Origin of the sequence: Leclercia sp. AS011 (genome assembly GCF_037152535.1) — a bacterium.
Taxonomy (GTDB): Bacteria; Pseudomonadota; Gammaproteobacteria; order Enterobacterales; family Enterobacteriaceae; genus Enterobacter.
On the sequence record NZ_JBBCMA010000001.1, the window covers coordinates 445,313 to 464,457 of the forward strand.

A 19,145-nucleotide genomic window follows, 5' to 3' on the forward strand; every position below is an offset into this window, starting at 1 on the left:
TCGGGAATTGTCTGAATGGGCGCGGTCTGGATGCCGGGTTACGGCTGCGCCTTACCCGGCCTGGGGTTGGAGGGTTTTGCCGTTGTAGGCCGGGCAAGCGCAGCGCCGCCCGGCAATTCCGCCCTAGCTAAAGACCACCTGCGCCCAGCGGGCCAGCCCGGCGGTGACGGAGCCGAAATCATCGCCCCCGGCAATCGGAATTCCCGGCAGCTGCTGCGCCAGCGCTTTTTTGATCAGCGGCGAGCGGGCGCTACCGCCGGTCAAATAGATCACGTCCGGCTTCTCGTTGCCGTTATCCAGCGCCAGCTGCACCTGTTCCAGAATGCGCTGTAACGGCTGTGCAAGCGCCGCTTCCAGCCCCTGCTGGCTAATAGCGGTCGTCAGCTCATCGCTGATAAACGGCAGCGTCACGGCGTGCTCTGCGGCCTCGGAGAGCGCAATTTTGCTCTCTTCGGCGCTGCGCACCATCCGGTAGCTCAGGCGCTGACGCCACACTTTATGCAGCAGCGCCACTTTGTCACCGTCCTGGGCGTCGCGCACCAGGTCGTTCAGGAAACGCCCGTTGGCGACGCTGTAGAAATCGCTTTGCGCCGGTACGTCGTTGATCGCCACCGCGTTCCACCACGGCAGGATCGGCAGGGCGGTGCCTTTTTCGGTCAGGCCACCCAAGCCGAGCAGCGGCATCAGGCTCCTGAAGGCCAGAGCGATGTCGAGGTCGTTACCGCCGATACGGCAGCCGCTGTGTCCCAGCAGGCTGGTTTCACGATCCCGGCGCTGGTGCCATGCCGGGCCCATCAGCAGCAGCGAGCAGTCGGTGGTCCCGCCGCCGATATCCACCACCAGCACCCGTTTTTCACTGCTCAGGGTCGCTTCGAAGTCCAGACCGGCGGCAACCGGCTCATACTGGAACACCACGTCGCGGAAGCCCGCGCGCTGGGCGGCACGCTCGAGGATCCCCTGGGCCTGCTGGTTGGCCTCATCGCCCCCCAGCCCCTGGAAGTTGATCGGACGACCAATCACCGCCTGGGTGATCTCCTCCGTCAGCTGGGACTGCGCCTGCTGGCGAATGTGCAGCATCATGGCGCAGACCAGATCTTCAAACAGCGCCACCTGCTGCGGCTTCAGACCGCTGGCACCGAGGAAGGATTTGGGGGACTTAACGAAGTACACCTCCTCCGGATCCTCAATGTAGTGACCCAGCGACGACAGACCAAACTGTACGCTGCCCGGGTTCACGTCGATATCTTCGTCGCGGTTAAAGTTGACCGCGCGGCGCAGCAGCGCCTGGGTTTCCGGGCCGGTGGCCGGAACCTGGTGATGGCGGTACAGCCACTCGCTCACCGCCTCGCGGGTCGGTGCGCAGAGCATCGACGGCAGCAGCGTGCTGTTGTTTTCCATTTTTAGCAGCTGCGGCTGCCCGTTTTGCATTACCGCTACTGAGCAGTTGGCGGTGCCATAGTCAAATCCGATAAACACGTCAGCGTCCCCATGCCATTGAGAAGGGGCGAGACTTTAGCGAAATGTCAGGCTGGCGACAACAGGAATATGAAAGCAAGGCGCAACCCGTCATCTGCGTTTATGCTGTGACAGGACAACAAAAGGAGCGACGATGTTTACCCTGACCTGGCAGCCGCCCTATGACTGGCAATGGATGTTGAAATTTCTTGGCGACCGTGCGGTCGCCGGGATTGAAATCGTCACCCCCACCGACTACACCCGTAGCTTTGCCTGGCAGGGCCACCGGGGGCTAATCCACGTGACGCCGCAACCCGGGGGGACGCTGGAGGTGGTGCTCAGCGACGGACTTTTACCGATTGCCGATCTCTGCCTGGCGCGCATCACCCGCCTGCTCGATCTGCACTGCGATCCGCAGCAGATCGCCGTTGCGCTGGGTAGCCTCGGGGCCGCACGGCCTGGCCTGCGCCTGCCGGGATCGGTTGATACCTGGGAGCAGGGCGTGCGGGCGATCCTCGGGCAGCTGGTCAGCGTGGCGATGGCCGCCAGGCTGACGGCGAAGCTGGTGGCGCTCTGCGGCGAACCTCTGACTGACGCGCCGGGCTATCGCTGTTTCCCGGAGCCTGCCGCGGTGGCGGGGGCCGATCCGCTGGCCCTGAAGGCGCTGGGTATGCCGCTTAAGCGCGCTGAATCGCTGATTCATCTCGCGCAGTCGGTGGTGGCGGGGGACTTTCCGTCGCAGGCCCCGGAGGATATCGACAGCGCGATAAAAGCCCTGCAGACCCGGCCGGGTATCGGCCGCTGGACGGCGAACTACTTCGCCCTGCGCGGCTGGCAGGCCAAAGATGTCTTTCTGGCGGATGATTATCTGATCAAGCAGCGCTTTGCCGGGATGACCCCGGCGCAGATACGTCGCTATGCCGAACGCTGGCAGCCCTGGCGCTCGTACGCCCTGCTGCATATCTGGTACACCGACGGCTGGTCGCCGTCAGTTGATGGCGAAATAACTGGTATTTAGCAGGAGCTCCAGCGGCTGCGGCTCGCCGATGGTGTTGCCGAAGATGTAGTCGATGCCAATGCCGGAGAGGGTGTCCATCATGATCGGCTGATTGCTCGGCCCGGCAATGGTTTTGATGCCCAGACGGCGGGCATGTCCCTGAATGATGGTTACCAGCATCTCATCCATCAGGTTACCGTGGACGTTGACCACCAGCTCCGGATCGAGGAGCAGGTAATCGGCCATCTGCGCGCTCAGGTGGTTGAACACCTCCATATCGCGGCCCACGTGGCTGAGGATAATCTGGCATCCGGCCTGGCGCAGCTTATACAGGTTGTTGTGGGTGTGCTCATCCTCCAGCGTCAGCACGCTGACGTGCACCACCAGATGCAGCAGCCGCGGCTGTAGCGGACTGGTGCTCAGCATCTCCAGCAGTTCATCCACCAGCGTGGCGCTGGCGAGTCCGGCCATCGACAGCGGCAGGGCGACCCCGGTGCCTTTGCTGGTCAGCGGCGTGGCGAAATTGCGGAAAAACTCCTGCAGAATACGTCTGTCGAGGGCGTGAATCAGTTCAGGCTCTGCCAGCCCGGCCCGGAAGGCCTGCTCTTCAAGCATCTCGCCGTCATTGGTCCACAGGCGCAGGGTCAGCATCCAGAAGGTACTGCTTTCCGGGATCCGCGGTGAGGCGACGCTGCGGGCGATCATCAACAGATGGTTGTCTTTGATCATGTGCCACTGCTCGTCGAGGGAGATAGTGCCCGGCTCGCTGTGCAAGCGTTCCTGCTGCGGTTCATACACCGTCACCACGCCGCGACCGTTGTTTTTCGAGGAGTAGCAGGCGATATCGGCCTGCGACATCACCTCGGAGGCCTGATTGTTGCGCTCGTCAATCTGGGTGATCCCGGCGCTGGCGCCAATCCGGTGCAGGCGGCCTTCCCACATAAAGTGATAGTCGTTGATGGCGTCAATGATGCGACCGGCAATGTAGCGCGCGCTTTCGGTATTGCAATCCGGCAGCAGCAGGCCAAATTCATCCCCGCCGAGGCGCGCCAGCATATCGGTGGAGCGCAGCATGCTGAGCATCAGCGACGACAGTTCCCGCAGCAGGGCATCCCCCGCCGCGTGGCCTGCGGTGTCGTTGACCGCCTTAAAGCGGTCGAGGTCGATAAACACCAGCGCATGCCGCTGACGGGTATCCTGCACGGTGTGCAACATCCGCTTGAGATAGGCCTCAAAGCTGACGCGGTTCGCCAGGTGAGTGAGGGCATCGTGCGAGGCGTTATAGCTCAGCTCGCGCAGCATTTTGCGCGACTCGGTGACGTCCTGGATGACCAGCACCGAGCCGATGTTTTGCCCGTCGAGGGTGCTGAGCGGGGTAATGCTGTAGTGAATGTCGTAGCTGCCGCCGTTGCGGCTGTGTAGCACCACATCCTGTTCGATGTCGGTCCGGGACATATCCCCGCTGTGAATGTTCTCCATCAGCGGGCCGTTATCCCCGAAGGTGATGTGCAGTACCGAGAGGATCGGCTGCCCCAGTGCATCCTGCTGTAGCCAGCCGCTCATCTTCTCCGCCACCGGGTTCATAAAGGTGACGTTCATATTCACATCGGTACAGAGCACCGCTTCGCCGATGGAATCGAGGGTAATGTGCAGACGCTCTTTTTCCTGGAACAGCGCCTCATTCAACTCCTTGACCTCGGTCATGTCCATATTGATGCCGAGCACGCGTTCCACTTCACCCTGTTTATTCAACACCCGGTTCGCCAGAGCGCGGATGTGGCGAATGCCGTCTTTCACCCGGATGCGGAACTCCAGCTTGAACGGGACGCGGGCCGCCAGGGAGTCCCGCACCACCTGTTCCGCCTGGGCGCGATCTTCCGGCAGCATGCACTCGTGCCACAGCTGCCAGGTGGGCTTAACGTGGGCAGGCACTTCGTACAGCTCGAACATGCGCTTGTCCCAGCTGATAACGTCAGGTTTAACGTCCCACTCCCAGATGCCGATGCCGCCCGCTTCGTTGGCGAGGGTAATACGCTCCATCAGGCGCTTATTGACCCATTCGGTATGCTTGAGATCGTTAATGTCTTCAATCTGGGCAATAAAGTAGAGCGGCGTGCCGTCGGCGTGGCGCACCAGCGACACCGCCAGCAGCGCCCAGACCACCTCGCCATTGCGAGTGTAGTAGCGTTTCTCCAGCGAGTAGCTGTTGATTTCGCCCTTTAACAGCTGGTCCAGCTGCGCCAGATCGTTTTCCAGATCTTCCGGCCAGGTTAACTGCTGGAAGTTAAGGGCGCGCAGCTCTGACTGGCTGTAGCCGAGGAACTGACACAGCGCTTTGTTGGCCTGCAGCCATTGACCGTCGGTGCTCACCAGCGCCATGCCGATAACCGAGTACTCCATGGCGTTACGGAAACGCTCTTCGCTCTCGGTAATGTGCTTACGCTCGGCGCGAAACGCGTACATCACCATGGTCATGACGTTAGCAGGCAGCAGCATCATCAGGAACGGCAGCCAGGGGGCGTTGATCATCGCGTAGGCATTCTGCGTCGCCAGCGGGGCGGGATTTTTGGCGATCATCAACGACACCGTCATCACCGTGACGAGGAAGACCAGAAAGGCCTCCAGGCGCGGCAGACGCACGGCGCTCCACATCAACAGAACGATAATGGCCGTAAACGGCCAGGGCAGGAATTTCAGGGAGATCCAGCTAAGAAGCAGCGTCACCGCCATGGTCAGCAGGGTTTCAAGCAGCAACCGGGGATTGCGATGACGCAGAAGATAGTGTGGTTTGAACAGCAGGCCTAACGGCACCAGCGCCAGCGAACCGATGGATTCCGACAGCACCCAGACCAGGAAACTGCGCAGCGGCTCGTCGTTCGGCACCAGCAGATACATCAGCATCCCGCCCAGCAGGGGAGGGAACACGGCGCTACCGATCGCCAGACGGATCCAGTCACCCAGATTTTGCAGCGGATTGTAGCTGGGCAGCAGTTTTCGCAGCAGCAGAGCCCCGACAAAGGCCTCTACAATATTGATGGTGGTGTACCAGAGGTTGATCGACTCCAGGGAGAAGATCAGACTGGATGCCAGAATGTTACCGAGGGTGCAGGCGAGGGCGATCCCAGGCCACATCTTTCCGGCGTGGCGGTAAAACGCCACCATCATAATGGAGGTCGGGAACCATAAAGGTGCCAGAAATGTTCCGAAACGCGTTAGTTCGAGCGAAAACAGAGTGAAGATGAAGGTAACCAGACCAAGACTGACAAGCCGTAGTAAAGGATGTGGCGTAGTTACCAAAACGCGCTGGTATTTTTTATTCATTACCGCTTTATCCGAAGACGCCATGCCGCCAGGAGCCAACTCCGGACGAGTTCATTTTCTAATTTGGATCATGCTAGTACAAACAATTTACAATTAATATGGTATCCGCTCATAATTTGACACCACAGAGTTATTAAATACTTATCCTGCAAAAAATTCATCTTTGGCGCTGAAAAAGTAAGCGGGCAAAGTTGTAACAGGGACGATACACGCGGACCTGGAACGCGTCTCGCATAACATTTCTATTCGACTGGTATCAGGCCCGTTAAATCCCTATAATTGCCGCGTTTGACGCTCAGGCGTCGTCCTTCCTTTACATCCAGGTTACTCAGGTCGCAAAATTTATGACTGATAAGTCTCATCAGTGCGTCATTATAGGCATCGCCGGCGCATCGGCTTCAGGTAAAAGTCTCATTGCCAGTACGCTTTACCGTGAATTACGTGAACAGGTCGGTGATGAGCACATCGGTGTCATTCCAGAAGACAGCTACTACAAAGATCAAAGCCATCTGTCGATGGAAGAGCGTGTTAAGACCAATTATGACCATCCCAGCGCGATGGATCACAGTCTGTTATTCCAGCACCTTCAGGCCCTGAAAAACGGCACCGCCATTGAGCTGCCGGTTTATAGCTATGTTGAACACACCCGTCTGCAGGAAACCGTTCGCATTGCACCGAAAAAGGTCATTATCCTCGAAGGGATCCTGCTCCTGACCGACGCTCGCCTGCGCGAGTCGATGAATTTCTCCATTTTTGTTGATACCCCGCTGGATATCTGCCTGATGCGCCGCATCAAGCGCGACGTGAACGAACGCGGCCGCTCCATGGATTCGGTCATGGCGCAGTACCAGAAAACGGTCCGCCCAATGTTCCTGCAGTTCATCGAGCCCTCCAAACAGTATGCCGATATCATCGTGCCGCGCGGGGGTAAAAACCGCATTGCCATTGATATTCTGAAAGCGAAAATCAGCCAGTTTTTTGAATAACACCCGCGAATTGTGTAACGTTCAAAGAGAATCGGGTTCGCCCTCCGGCTTGCTGGCCTGAGGGCGCGATGCACGAAAGGAGAAAGTGGCATGCGTCTTTGTGACCGAGATATTGAAGCCTGGCTGGATGAAGGCCGTCTGACCATCACCCCGCGCCCGCCGGTTGAGCGGATTAACGGCGTCACTGTCGATGTGCGTCTGGGTAATAAGTTTCGTACCTTCAGCGGTCATACCGCGCCCTTTATCGACCTTAGCGGGCCGAAAGATGAAGTCAGCGCCGCCCTCGATCGGGTGATGAGCGATGAAATCGTGCTGGCCGACGGCGACGCCTTTTACCTGCATCCGGGTGAACTGGCGCTGGCGGTCACCTTTGAGTCAATCACCCTGCCGGCGGATCTGGTGGGCTGGCTCGACGGACGCTCCTCGCTGGCGCGTCTGGGGCTGATGGTGCACGTCACCGCGCACCGTATCGATCCAGGCTGGTCCGGGCGGATCGTGCTGGAGTTTTTCAACGCGGGTAAACTGCCGCTGGCGCTGCGCCCGGGCATGATGATCGGCGCGTTGAGTTTTGAGCCATTAACCGGCCCGGCGGCCCGTCCGTATAACGCCCGCCAGGACGCAAAATATCGCGACCAGCAGGGTGCGGTCGCCAGTCGTATTGATAAAGACTGAGCTTAAATCCGGTCCATTGAGGAAGCCATGAGAAGAGTTCTGACAACGCTGATGATTTTGCTGGTGGTGCTGGTTGCGGGCCTGTCAGCGTTGGTTCTGCTGGTCAATCCCAATGACTTTCGCGCCTATATGGTGCGACAGGTCGAGGCCCGCAGCGGTTACGCTCTGAAGCTGGAGGGGCCGCTGCGCTGGCACGTCTGGCCGCAGCTCAGCATCTTATCCGGGCGCATGTCGCTGACCGCACCGGGGGCATCCGTACCGCTGGTGGCCGCCGACAATATGCGCCTCGACGTGGCACTGATCCCGCTGTTCTCGCATCAGCTGCAGGTCAATCAGGTGATGCTCAAAGGGGCGGTGATCCAGCTCACCCCGCAGTCAGAAGCGGTACGTAACGTCGATGCGCCGGTGGCCCCGCGTGAAAACACGCTCCCGGATAAAGCGGACGATACCGGCTGGTCGTTTGATATTGGTCACCTGAAAGTGGCAGACAGCCTGCTGGTGTTCCAGCATGAAGGGGCCGAGCAGGTCACGGTGCGCAATATCAACCTGCAGATGACCCAGGATGAACATCACAAAGGCAAGATCGACTTCAGCGGTCGCGTTAACCGTAACCAGCGCGATCTGACTCTCGCCCTTACGGCAAATGTGAATGCCTCTGACTATCCGCATCTGCTTAGCGCCGATATCCAGCAACTGAGCTGGCAGCTGACCGGCGTCGATCTGCCGGCGCAGGGCATCAGCGGGCAGGGCACCCTGCAGGCGCTGTGGCGTGAAGAGCAGAAGCAGCTCGAACTTAACCAGCTCAATTTACAGGCCAATGACAGCGCCCTGACCGGACAGGCCAGCGTGATCCTGAGCAACGAACCGCAGTGGAACATGAACCTGCAGTTCGACAAGCTCAACCTGGAAAATCTGCTCCCGGCGCAGGTCGCCGCAGCCGCCGATGGCGACGCGGTACAGCAGGGGCAAACGCAGGTCAAACTGCAGCGCCCGGTGATCTCTTCTAATCTGGAGCAGCCCGACTACAACGGCCTGCGCGGCTTTAGCGCCGAGATTCTGCTGAAAGCCAACAGCGTCCGCTGGCGGGGGATGGACTTCACGCAGGTCAGCAGCCAGATGTCCAACAAAAACGGCCTTCTGACCATTGCCGAGCTGAGCGGTAAGATGGGGGAAGGTCATATCTCTTTACCTGGCACGCTCGATGTGCGTAAAGCTGTCGCCCGGTCCGCTTTCCAGCCGCGTCTGGATAACATTGAGATCGGCACCATCCTGAAGGCCTTTAACTACCCGATTTCGCTGACCGGCCGCCTGACCATGGCGGGTGATTTCTCCGGCAGCAAGATCGACGCCGAGGCCTTCCGGCACCACTGGCAGGGCCAGGCCCATCTGGAGATGCAGAATACCCGCATGGAAGGACTGAACTTCCAGCAGCTGGTGCAGCAGGCGGTAGAGCGTAGCAGCAATGTGAAGGTGAAAGAGAACGTTGATAATGCAACCCGTCTCGACAGCTTTGTCACCGATCTGACCCTCAACGAGGGGCAGGTAACGCTGGACGCCATGCAGGGCGACTCACCGGTGCTGACGCTCGAAGGGAATGGCACCCTGGATCTCATTAAAGAGACGGCGGATACCCGCTTCAAAATCCGCGTGCTCGAGGGCTGGCTGGGTGAAGGTAAGCTGATCGATTTCCTGAAAACGACGCCAATCCCGCTGAACGTCTACGGCAACTGGCAGGCGCTGAACTATAGCCTGCAGGTGGATCAGCTTCTGCGTAAACATCTTCAGGACGAGGCGAAACGTCGTCTGAGCGGTTGGGCAGAGAAAAATAAAGATTCGCAGAACGGTAAAGATGTGAAGAAGCTGCTGGATAAGCTTCAGTAGCATTGTTCCCCTCACCCGGGAGGGTGAGGGGAACAGCATCACACCTCGTAATCTACATCATCCTGCGACATCAGCGGAATAAGCTGCACCTTCTGCACCCGGTGGTTCTCCACCTCCAGGGTTTTCAGCGCATAGTCACCCACCTGAACCTCTTCACCCGGCTGCGGGATCCGCTGCAGGTACTCCATCAACAGACCGGCGATGGTGTGATATTCCCGCTTATCGTCCAGCGGCAGCGGCACATACTGGACCAGATCTTCCAGCGGCATATGGCCGTTGGCGGTCCAGCTGCCGTCGGCATTCTTCTGAATATCGTGCCGGGCGTCGATCTCCTCTATCTCGTTCGGCAGATTTCCGGCGATGGTTTCCATTACGTCGCTCAGCGTCACAATCCCCTCTACGGAACCAAACTCATCCACCACGAAGGCAAAGTGAGTGCGCGCGTTGCGGAACTGCTCCAGAGCCTGCAGCAGCGGCAGTACTTCCGGGAACACAAGCGGCTGTCGGATCAGCACCCGCAGGTTGAGCGGCTCGCCGCGCAGCTGCTGATTGAGCAGGTCGATAACATGCACCACGCCCAGCAGCTCCTCCTCCTGCTCGCCGCCGGTGACCACGATGCGGGTGTGCTGGTTTTTATCCAGCAGCGCCCGGATGGTGCTCTCCGGCGTGTTCAGATCGATGTGCTCAATGTCGTGACGCGAGGTCATGATACTGCTGACCGAACGCTGGTTCAGGTGCAGTACCCGCTCAATCATCCGCCGCTCCTGTGGAGCAAAGATCGGGCTGTCGTCGTGGTCAGCAAGCAGCGAGGCGGCCTGCGCATCCAGCTCGGCATCCTCTTTCTTTCCGCTCAACAGACGGATTACCGTGTCCGCGGTGCGCTGGCGCAGCGTCTGATTGGCGGAGAGGTAACGGCGACGGTTGAAGATCGCCAGCTGGTTCAGGGCCTCGATAATTACCGAGAAGCCAATCGCGGCGTACAGATAGCCTTTCGGAATGTGGAAGCCAAAACCGTCTGCCACCAGGCTAAAGCCGATCATCAGCAGGAAGCTCAGGCATAAAATTACAATCGTCGGGTGGTCGTTAACAAAGCGGGTGAGCGCCTTGCTGGCCATCACCATCAGCGCAATGGCGATAATGACCGCGGCCATCATCACCGCCAGATGATCGACCATCCCCACGGCGGTGATCACCGAATCCAGCGAGAAAACGGCGTCCAGCACCACGATTTGCGCCACCACCGCCCAGAATTTGGCTCCGCGCCGCTGGGTGGGGTTCTCGTTGTCCTTGCCTTCCAGCCTTTCGTTGAGTTCGACGGTGGCTTTGAAGATCAGGAAAAAACCACCAAACAGCATGATCAGATCGCGGGCGCTAAAGCCAAAACCGTGGACGGTAAACAGCGGGCGGGTGAGCGTCACCAGCCAGGAGATAGAGGCCAACAGCAGCAGGCGCATCACCATGGCCATTAACAGGCCGGTGATGCGGGCGCGGTCGCGCTGAGCAGGGGGCAGTTTTTCGGCGAGAATAGCGATAAAGACCAGGTTATCGATACCGAGCACAAGTTCCAGTACCACCAGGGTGACCAGTCCGGCCCATATTGATGGATCTGCTATCCATTCCATAGTGTGAGTAATACCTTTCGTTATATGACAATTGTCACATTTCGATCATGGATACTGCGCCACAAAAATGCAATGCCAGCCGGGCATTTATCTGTACAGATTTTCCTGAATCCGGCTGGAAATAAGCCCTGCACTCTGTGGGCTAATAGTGTGATAAGTCTGAATTCCCGCAATATAAGAAATATCGCAGGCCGGAGTGTTCTCTTTAATAAAGTCAATATAAAGCTATTCCTAAAAGCGCGGAAATGTCGGCGTTAATACTAATCTTAAAAGGCGCGCCTTTGCTGTTGTTTCCTTGCCTGCTATTCCGTTAGCTGCAACAATTCTTTCAGCATTAAATGGCGCTGTCTTTTTGATGCTATTTCTGTATCGGGTTAATGACGTTAAAAACTTATATCGGGTTCGGAATTTTCCTGCCTTTTATATTTTCCGTCATGTCATATCAAAGAGGGTGTTTTCTCATAACTTACTGTTTAAACAGTAGATTGGTAACTGAAAGCCAAGGGCGGTAGCGTGCCTGAAAGCGTGTTAATCAGCCTCGATTATTCTGTCAATAGTCTGAATGCAAATAAGCCTCTTTTAGGACTGATGCCAGTTATATTTCACTTTTATTGACTGCATGCTAAAAGTAATACGCCTTCGCGCTTATTTAAATGCACAGGATAATTACTCTTCCATAGTGATAAAAATCAATGATGAAATCCAAAATGAAATTGATGCCATTATTGGTGTCTGTGACCTTGATGAGTGGTTGTACGGTCTTTCCCGGCAGCAATATGTCATCCGCGGGTAAGGATGTGATTAAACAGCAGGATGCTGATTTTGATATTAACCGCATGGTGAATGTTTATCCAATGACCCCGCAACTGGTTGAACAATTACGCCCCCGTCCGGTCGTGGCGCGACCTAACAACAGCCTCGACGAGGAGATTGCCAACTACCAGTACCGCGTGGGGCCGGGTGATGTCATTAACGTCACCGTCTGGGATCACCCGGAGCTGACCACCCCGGCGGGGCAGTATCGTAGCTCCAGCGATACCGGCAACTGGGTTCAGGCGGATGGCACCATGTTTTATCCCTATGTCGGCAAAATACGTGTTGTCGGTAAAACGCTCGCGCAGATCCGTAGTGATATTACCGGCCGTTTAGCGCAGTACATCGCTGACCCGCAGGTGGACGTTAATATCGCCGCATTCCGTTCGCAGAAAGTCTATGTCTCCGGCCAGGTGAATAAATCCGGCCAACAGGCGATCACCAACGTGCCGCTGACGGTGCTGGACGCCATCAACGCCGCGGGCGGGCTCACCGATGGCGCCGACTGGCGCAACGTGACGCTGACCCATAAAGGCAAAGAAGAGCGTATCTCCCTGCAGGCGCTGATGCAGAACGGCGATCTGAGCCAGAACCGTCTGCTCTATCCGAGCGACATCCTCTTTGTGCCGCGCAATGACGACCTGAAAGTGTTCGTGATGGGCGAAGTGAAAAAACAGAGCACCCTCAAGATGGACTTGAGCGGTATGACCCTGACCGAAGCGCTGGGCAATGCGGAAGGGCTGGATATGAGCACCTCCGACGCCAGCGGGATCTTCGTGATCCGTCCGATTACAGGCAACGGTGCGAAGGGCAAGATTGCCAATGTCTACCAGCTGGATATGTCTGATGCCACCTCGCTGGTGATGGCAACCGGGTTCCGCCTGCAGCCGTATGACGTGGTTTACGTCACCACCGCACCGATAACGCGCTGGAACCGTGTGATGAACCAGCTGATGCCGACCATCAACAATATCCATACGATGACCGACACGGTACATCAGTACCACAACTGGTGATAACGATGTTTAACAAGATTCTGGTGGTTTGTGTGGGGAACATCTGCCGTTCCCCTACCGCGGAGCGGCTTTTAAAACAGTACCAACCACAGCTGACCGTCGCGTCAGCCGGGCTGGGGGCGCTGGTCGGCAAAGGGGCCGATGAGCGTGCAAGTCAGGTTGCGGCAGAGCATCAGCTGTCCCTCGACGGGCATTGCGCCCGTCAGGTGTCAGCCAGCCTGTGCCGGGAATATGACCTGATCCTCGCCATGGAGAAACGCCATATCCACGCTTTGTGCGATATCGCACCGGAGATGCGCGGCAAGGTGATGCTGTTTGGTCACTGGGACAATGAGCGTGAGATCCCCGATCCATATCGCAAAAGCCATGAAGCGTTTGAGGCGGTTTACACCTTACTCGACCAGTCTGCCCGCCAGTGGGCACAGGCACTGAACGTTCAGCAGGGATAATAATGACAGCAAACGTAAAACCTTCTTCCTCCCCAAGTGCGGGCAGTGATGAGATTGATCTTGGTCGCCTGATCGGCACCGTGGTAGAGGCGCGCTGGTGGGTGATAGGCATCACCGCGGTGTTTGCCGTGGCGGCGGTGATTTACACCTTCTTCGCTACCCCGATCTACAGTGCCGATGCGCTGGTGCAAATTGAGCAGAACAGCGGCAGTTCGCTGGTGCAGGACATTGGTTCCGCCCTGGCGAACAAGCCGCCCGCCTCGCAGGCGGAAATTGAGCTGATCCAGTCCCGTCTGGTACTGGGTAAAACCGTGGACGATCTCGACCTCGACATCGGTGTCAGCAAAAACACCTTCCCGGTGTTTGGCGCGGGCTGGGATCGCCTGATGGGCCGTCAGAATGACACCGTCAAAGTGACCACCTTCACCCTGCCTGCCGGGGGAGCCAGCCAGGTCTTTACCCTCGAGGTGCTGGGTAAAGATCGCTACCAGCTCACCAGCGACGCCGGGTTTAGCGCCAGCGGCAAGGTGGGGGAGATGCTGACCAAAGACGGCGTGAGCATGATGGTGAGTGACATTCATGCCCAGGCCGGCAGCGAGTTCACCGTCAGCAAATTCTCGATGCTGGGGATGATCAATAACCTGCAGGGCAACCTGACGGTCACCGAAACCGGTAAAGATACCGGGGTGCTGAGTCTGACCTTTACCGGGGAAGATAAGGAAAAGATCCGCGACATTCTCAACAGCATTACCCGCAACTATCAGGCGCAGAACGTGAAGCGCAAGTCGGAAGAGGCGTCAAAAAGTCTCGACTTCCTTGCCAAACAGCTTCCGGAAGTCCGCGCTCATCTGGATGAAGCCGAGAACAAGCTCAACGCCTTCCGTCAGGATAAAGACTCTGTCGACCTGCCGCTGGAAGCCAAGTCGGTGCTGGATTCGATGGTCAACATCGACGCCCAGCTCAACGAGCTGACCTTTAAAGAAGCCGAGATTTCCAAGCTCTATACCAAACGTCACCCGGCCTACCGCACGCTGCTGGAAAAACGCCAGACCCTGGAAGAGGAAAAAGCGAAGCTCAATGGCCGCGTTACCGCGATGCCTAAAACCCAGCAGGAGATCCTGCGTCTGACCCGCGACGTGGAGTCCGGCCAGCAGGTCTATATGCAGCTGCTGAACAAACAGCAGGAGCTGAAGATCACCGAAGCGAGCACCGTTGGCGACGTGCGTATTGTCGACCCGGCTATCACCCAACCCGGCGTGCTGAAACCGAAGAAGGCGCTGATTATTCTCGGCAGCATTATTCTCGGCCTGATGCTCTCCATCGTTGGCGTGCTGCTGCGCTCCCTGTTTAACCGTGGGATCGAAAGCCCGCAGGTGCTGGAAGAGCATGGCATCAACGTCTATGCCAGCATTCCGCTCTCCGAGTGGCAGAAGTCGCGTGACAGCGTCAAAACCACGAACGGGGTTAAACGCTACAAACAGAGCCAGCTACTGGCGGTGGGCAACCCAACGGATCTGGCCATCGAAGCCATTCGTAGCCTGCGCACCAGCCTGCACTTCGCCATGATGCAGGCCAGCAACAACGTGCTGATGCTCTCCGGGGTCAGCCCGTCGATCGGGAAAACCTTCGTCTGCGCCAACCTCGCGGCCGTGGTCAGCCAGACCAACAAGCGCGTGCTGCTGATCGACTGCGACATGCGTAAGGGCTACACCCACGAGCTACTGGGCACCAACAACGTTAACGGTCTGTCGGAGATCCTGCTTGGTAAGGGCGACATCAGCCAGAGCGCGAAACCGACCTCGATCCCTAACTTTGACCTCGTCTCTCGCGGACAGGTACCGCCGAACCCGTCGGAACTGCTGATGAGCGAGCGCTTCACCCAGCTGGTGAAGTGGGCCAGCGAGAATTATGACCTGGTGATCATCGATACCCCGCCAATCCTCGCGGTCACCGATGCGGCAATCGTGGGTCGCCATGCGGGCACCACCCTGATGGTGGCTCGTTATGCGGTCAACACCCTGAAAGAGGTCGAGACCAGCCTCGGCCGCTTTGAGCAGAACGGCATTCCGGTGAAAGGGGTGATCCTCAACTCTATCTTCCGCCGCGCCACCGGGTATCAGGATTACGGGTATTACGAGTACGAATATAAGTCGGACAGCAAGTAATGAGCCATTCGGGGAATACCATGACAACACGCCCTTTGATTTCTATTTATATGCCGACATGGAACCGTCAGCAGCTGGCGATCCGTGCAATAAAGTCGGTATTGCGTCAGGATTACGACCACTGGGAGCTGATCATCGTGGATGACTGCTCCTCCTCCTGGGAACAGCTGCAGCAGTTTGTCACTGACCTCAACGATCCGCGGGTGGTCTACACCCACAACGCCATCAACTCCGGGGCCTGTGCGGTTCGCAATCAGGCGATCCTGCAGGCCAACGGTCAGTACCTGACCGGTATTGACGATGACGACGAGTGGACGCCGAACCGGCTCTCGACCTTCCTGGCGCATCAGCACCATCTGGTCACTCATGCGTTCCTGTACGCCAACGACTACGTCTGCGAAGGGGAGGTTTACTCCCAGCCGGCCAGCCTGCCGCTGTACCCGAAATCACCGTACTCGCGCCAGCTGTTCTACAAGCGCAACATCATCGGCAATCAGGTCTTTACCTGGGCGTGGCGCTTCAAGGAGTGCCTGTTCGATACCGAACTGAAGGCTGCTCAGGATTACGACATCTTCCTGCGGATGGTGATGGAGTATGGCGAGCCGTGGAAGGTGGACGAGGCGACGCAGATCCTGCACATCAACCATGGCGAGATGCAAATCACCTCCTCGCCGAAGAAGTTCTCCGGCTACTTCCACTTCTACCGCAAGCACCGGGACAAGTTCGACCGCGCCAGCCGCAAGTATCAGCTGTTTACCCTGTATCAGATCCGCAACAAGCGCATGAACTGGCGCACGCTGCTGACGCTGATCTCGGTGCGTAACGGCAAGCGTCTGGCTGACGGACTGCGGGGGAAATAATGGTGCTGGAAGATTGTCGCGCAAACAGCTGGAGCCTGCGCCCCTGCTGCATGGTGCTGGCCTATCGGGTGGCACATTTCTGCTCCGTCTGGCGCAAAAAGAACGTCCTCAATAACCTGTGGGCGGCCCCGGTGCTGGTGCTGTACCGCATCATCACCGAGTGCTTCTTCGGCTACGAAATTCAGGCCGCGGCCACCATCGGACGGCGCTTTACCATTCACCACGGCTATGCCGTGGTAATCAATAAGTTCGTGGTCGCCGGGGATGATTTTACCATCCGCCACGGCGTGACCATTGGCAACCGCGGCCCGGACAGCCTGGCCTGCCCGGTGATTGGCAACAACGTTGAGCTGGGCGCCAACGTGGTGATGATTGGTGATATCACTGTGGGTAATAACGTCACCGTGGGCGCGGGAAGCGTGGTGCTCGACAGCATCCCGGATAACGCGCTGGTGGTGGGCGAGAAGGCCCGGGTGAAGGTGATCAAATGAATATTCTGCAATTTAACGTCCGTCTCGCCGAGGGCGGGGCGGCAGGGGTGGCGCTGGATCTGCACCAGCGCGCGCTGCAAAAAGGACTTCAGTCGCGCTTTATCTACGGTTACGGCAAGGGCGGCAAGAAGAGCGTCAGCCACGACCGTTACCCGCAGGTGGTGAAACACACCCCGCGTCTGACCTCGATGGCCAATATTGCGCTGTTCCGCCTGTTTAACCGCGATCTGTTTGGCAATCTCAACAGCCTGTATCGCACCGTAACCCGCACGACGGGCCCGGTGGTGCTGCATTTTCACGTCCTGCACAGCTACTGGCTGAAGCTGGAAGAGGTGGTGGCTTTCTGTCAGAAGGTGCAGGCGCACAAGCCCGATACCACCTTCGTCTGGACGCTGCACGATCACTGGAGCGTCACCGGTCGCTGCGCCTTTACCGACGGCTGCGAAGGCTGGAAAGAGAATTGTCAGAAGTGCCCGACGCTCGGCAACTATCCGCCGGTGAAGGTGGATCGCGCCCATCAGCTGGTGGCCGGTAAACGTCAGCTGTTCCGCGACATGCTGGCGCTCGGCTGCCAGTTTATCTCGCCCAGCCAGCACGTAGCCGACGCCTTTAACAGCCTGTACGGGGCAGGGCGCTGCCGGATCATCAACAACGGCATCGATGTGGCGACAGAAGCCATTCTGGCGGAACTGACGCCAATCGCCGTCACGCCGGGCAAACCGAAAATTGCGGTCGTAGCCCACGACCTGCGCTACGACGGCAAAACCAACCAGCAGCTGGTGCGCCAGATCATGGCCCTCGGCGATAAGGTCGAGCTCCACACCTTCGGTAAGTTTTCGCCGTTTGACGGTGCCAACGTGATTAACCACGGCTTTGAAACCGACAAGCGCAAGCTGATGAGCGCCCTGAACGGCATGGATGCGCTGGTGTTCAGCTCCCGGGTTGATAACTACCCGCTGATCCTGTGCGAAGCGCTCTCCATCGGGGTACCGGTGATCGCCACCCACAGCGACGCCGCCCGGGAAGTGCTGGAGAAGTCCGGGGGCAAAACCTTCAGTGAAAACGAGGTGCTGCCGCTGGTGCAGCTGTCGAAGGCGGAGATCGCCCAGGCTGTTTTTGGCACTGACCTGGAATCGTTCCGCACCCGCAGCCGTCAGGCCTACAGTGGACAACAGATGCTGGAGGAGTATGTCTCGTTCTATCAGAATCTGTAGCTATCTGCTGCTGCCGCTGATCTACCTGCTGGTCAACGTCAAAATTGCCCAGCTGGGTGAGAGCTTCCCCATCACCATCGTGACCTTTTTACCGCTGCTGCTGTTGCTGTTCGTCGACAAGATCAGCGTGAAAAAGCTGATGATTGCGCTGGGGCTGGGGGTGGGGCTGACGGCCTTTAACTACATCTTTGGTCAGTCGCTGGACGCCAGCAAGTACGTCACCTCCACCATGCTGTTTGTCTATATCGTGATCATTATCGGTATGGTGTGGAGTATTCGCTTTAAAACCATCTCGCCGCACAATTATCGGAAGATCCTCAGGTTCTTTTATCTGGTGATTGGCATCATTGTTATGATAGCCGCGCTGGAGATGGCGCAAATTATTCTGACGGGCGGCAGTAGCCTGATGGAAATAATTTCGAAATATCTTATTTACAGTAACAGCTATGTACTGAATTTTATTAAATTTGGCGGCAAGCGTACCACAGCCCTCTATTTCGAACCGGCATTCTTCGCTCTGGCGTTAATCTCAATTTGGCTCAGCATCAAACAGTTTGGTATCAAAACCCCCAAGAGCGATGCTATGATTCTTGCAGGAATAGTCCTTTCTGGATCGTTCTCCGGGGTAATGACCTTTATTCTGTTTTACCTTCTGGAATGGGCTTTTCAGTATCTGAATAAAGAGGCGATCAAGAAAAAGTTACCTTTAGCTATCATTTCATTGTCGGTGTTCCTGGTCGGGGTGGTATTTGCTTTCCCGTATATATCCGAACGCCTGGGTGATTTAGGGACCGAAGGATCGTCATCCTATTACCGTATTATCGGTCCGCTGGTGATGGTGGGTTACTCTTTAACCCATATTGACGGCGTTGTCAGATTTGGCTCACTTTATGAATATGTCGCATCATTCGGAATCTTTAACGGTGCGGACGTCGGAAAAACCATAGACAATGGTTTGTATCTGCTAATTATTTATTTCTCATGGTTTGCAGTGTTATTAACGGCGTGGTATCTGACGAAAGTTTTCAAAATGACGATCAGCGCCTTTGGTGATAATCAGAATTTTCGCGTACAGCTTTATCTTTTTACGCCGGTGTCGCTGTTTTTTACCGGGTCAATATTTAGCCCGGAGTACGCGTTCTTAATTGTTTGCCCGTTTATTTTGCGCAAGGCGCTGAATATTACGCATTCATAACGAGGTGG

14 protein-coding genes are annotated in these 19,145 nt (G+C 57.2%); 11 read left to right on the plus strand and 3 right to left on the minus strand.

Going from position 1 to position 19,145, the window contains the following annotated elements; genetic code table 11:
- Positions 1-123: 123 nt before the first annotated feature.
- The gene (gene yegD / locus WFO70_RS02000) at positions 124-1,476 is read right to left on the minus strand and encodes a molecular chaperone (RefSeq protein WP_337014453.1); all 1,353 of its coding nucleotides are present in this window, start codon (positions 1,474-1,476) and stop codon (positions 124-126) included.
- A 133-nt stretch (positions 1,477-1,609) separates the two neighbouring features.
- On the opposite strand from yegD, the gene alkA reads away from it, so the two are divergent.
- Complete coding sequence (alkA, locus tag WFO70_RS02005) at positions 1,610-2,473, plus strand: DNA-3-methyladenine glycosylase 2 (protein WP_337014454.1); 864 nt, start codon at positions 1,610-1,612, stop codon at positions 2,471-2,473.
- Here the strand turns inward: alkA and WFO70_RS02010 are convergent.
- Positions 2,444-5,773, minus strand: a complete 3,330-nt coding sequence (locus WFO70_RS02010; RefSeq protein WP_337014455.1) for a diguanylate cyclase — start codon at positions 5,771-5,773, stop codon at positions 2,444-2,446. The two genes, alkA and WFO70_RS02010, sit on opposite strands and share 30 nt — an antisense overlap.
- A gap of 344 nt (positions 5,774-6,117) precedes the next feature.
- Here WFO70_RS02010 and udk point away from each other — a divergent pair, with 344 nt between their 5' ends.
- The 3 genes from udk to asmA all read left to right on the plus strand — a co-directional run bounded on the left by udk (position 6,118) and on the right by asmA (position 9,312).
- Positions 6,118-6,759: a uridine kinase gene (gene udk, locus WFO70_RS02015; protein WP_032612454.1), complete on the plus strand. Its 642-nt coding sequence runs from the start codon at positions 6,118-6,120 to the stop codon at positions 6,757-6,759.
- 90 nt (positions 6,760-6,849) lie between these two features.
- A complete protein-coding gene (dcd, locus tag WFO70_RS02020; RefSeq protein WP_106993508.1) occupies positions 6,850-7,431 on the plus strand; it encodes a dCTP deaminase in 582 nt (193 codons plus the stop codon).
- Positions 7,432-7,458: 27 nt separating this feature from the next.
- Positions 7,459-9,312, plus strand: coding sequence for an outer membrane assembly protein AsmA (asmA, locus tag WFO70_RS02025; RefSeq protein WP_337014456.1), 1,854 nt, complete (start codon positions 7,459-7,461; stop codon positions 9,310-9,312).
- Positions 9,313-9,350: 38 nt separating this feature from the next.
- On the opposite strand, the gene WFO70_RS02030 is transcribed toward asmA, so the two are convergent.
- Positions 9,351-10,934: a TerC family protein gene (locus WFO70_RS02030; RefSeq protein WP_337014457.1), complete on the minus strand. Its 1,584-nt coding sequence runs from the start codon at positions 10,932-10,934 to the stop codon at positions 9,351-9,353.
- 692 nt (positions 10,935-11,626) lie between these two features.
- On the opposite strand from WFO70_RS02030, the gene WFO70_RS02035 reads away from it, so the two are divergent.
- From WFO70_RS02035 to wcaD, 7 genes are read left to right on the plus strand one after another with little or no spacing between them, the layout of a single operon-like run.
- Positions 11,627-12,763: a polysaccharide export protein gene (locus tag WFO70_RS02035; protein ID WP_337014458.1), complete on the plus strand. Its 1,137-nt coding sequence runs from the start codon at positions 11,627-11,629 to the stop codon at positions 12,761-12,763.
- Positions 12,764-12,768: 5 nt separating this feature from the next.
- The gene (gene wzb / locus WFO70_RS02040; RefSeq protein WP_337014459.1) at positions 12,769-13,212 is read left to right on the plus strand and encodes a low molecular weight protein-tyrosine-phosphatase Wzb; all 444 of its coding nucleotides are present in this window, start codon (positions 12,769-12,771) and stop codon (positions 13,210-13,212) included.
- Between the two features lie 2 nt (positions 13,213-13,214).
- Positions 13,215-15,377, plus strand: a complete 2,163-nt coding sequence (gene wzc / locus WFO70_RS02045) for a tyrosine-protein kinase Wzc (protein WP_337014460.1) — start codon at positions 13,215-13,217, stop codon at positions 15,375-15,377.
- 20 nt (positions 15,378-15,397) lie between these two features.
- Complete coding sequence (gene wcaA, locus WFO70_RS02050) at positions 15,398-16,237, plus strand: colanic acid biosynthesis glycosyltransferase WcaA (RefSeq protein WP_337014461.1); 840 nt, start codon at positions 15,398-15,400, stop codon at positions 16,235-16,237.
- Positions 16,238-16,239: 2 nt separating this feature from the next.
- Positions 16,240-16,728, plus strand: coding sequence for a colanic acid biosynthesis acetyltransferase WcaB (wcaB, locus tag WFO70_RS02055; RefSeq protein WP_333850462.1), 489 nt, complete (start codon positions 16,240-16,242; stop codon positions 16,726-16,728).
- Positions 16,725-17,942 (plus strand): colanic acid biosynthesis glycosyltransferase WcaC, encoded by a 1,218-nt coding sequence (gene wcaC / locus WFO70_RS02060; RefSeq protein WP_337014462.1) that lies wholly within the window; start codon positions 16,725-16,727, stop codon positions 17,940-17,942. Before wcaB ends, wcaC begins: the two co-directional genes overlap by 4 nt.
- Positions 17,917-19,137, plus strand: a complete 1,221-nt coding sequence (wcaD, locus tag WFO70_RS02065; RefSeq protein WP_337016565.1) for a colanic acid polymerase WcaD — start codon at positions 17,917-17,919, stop codon at positions 19,135-19,137. The genes wcaC and wcaD overlap by 26 nt, the downstream gene beginning before the upstream one ends.
- The last annotated feature ends 8 nt before the right edge of the window (positions 19,138-19,145 follow it).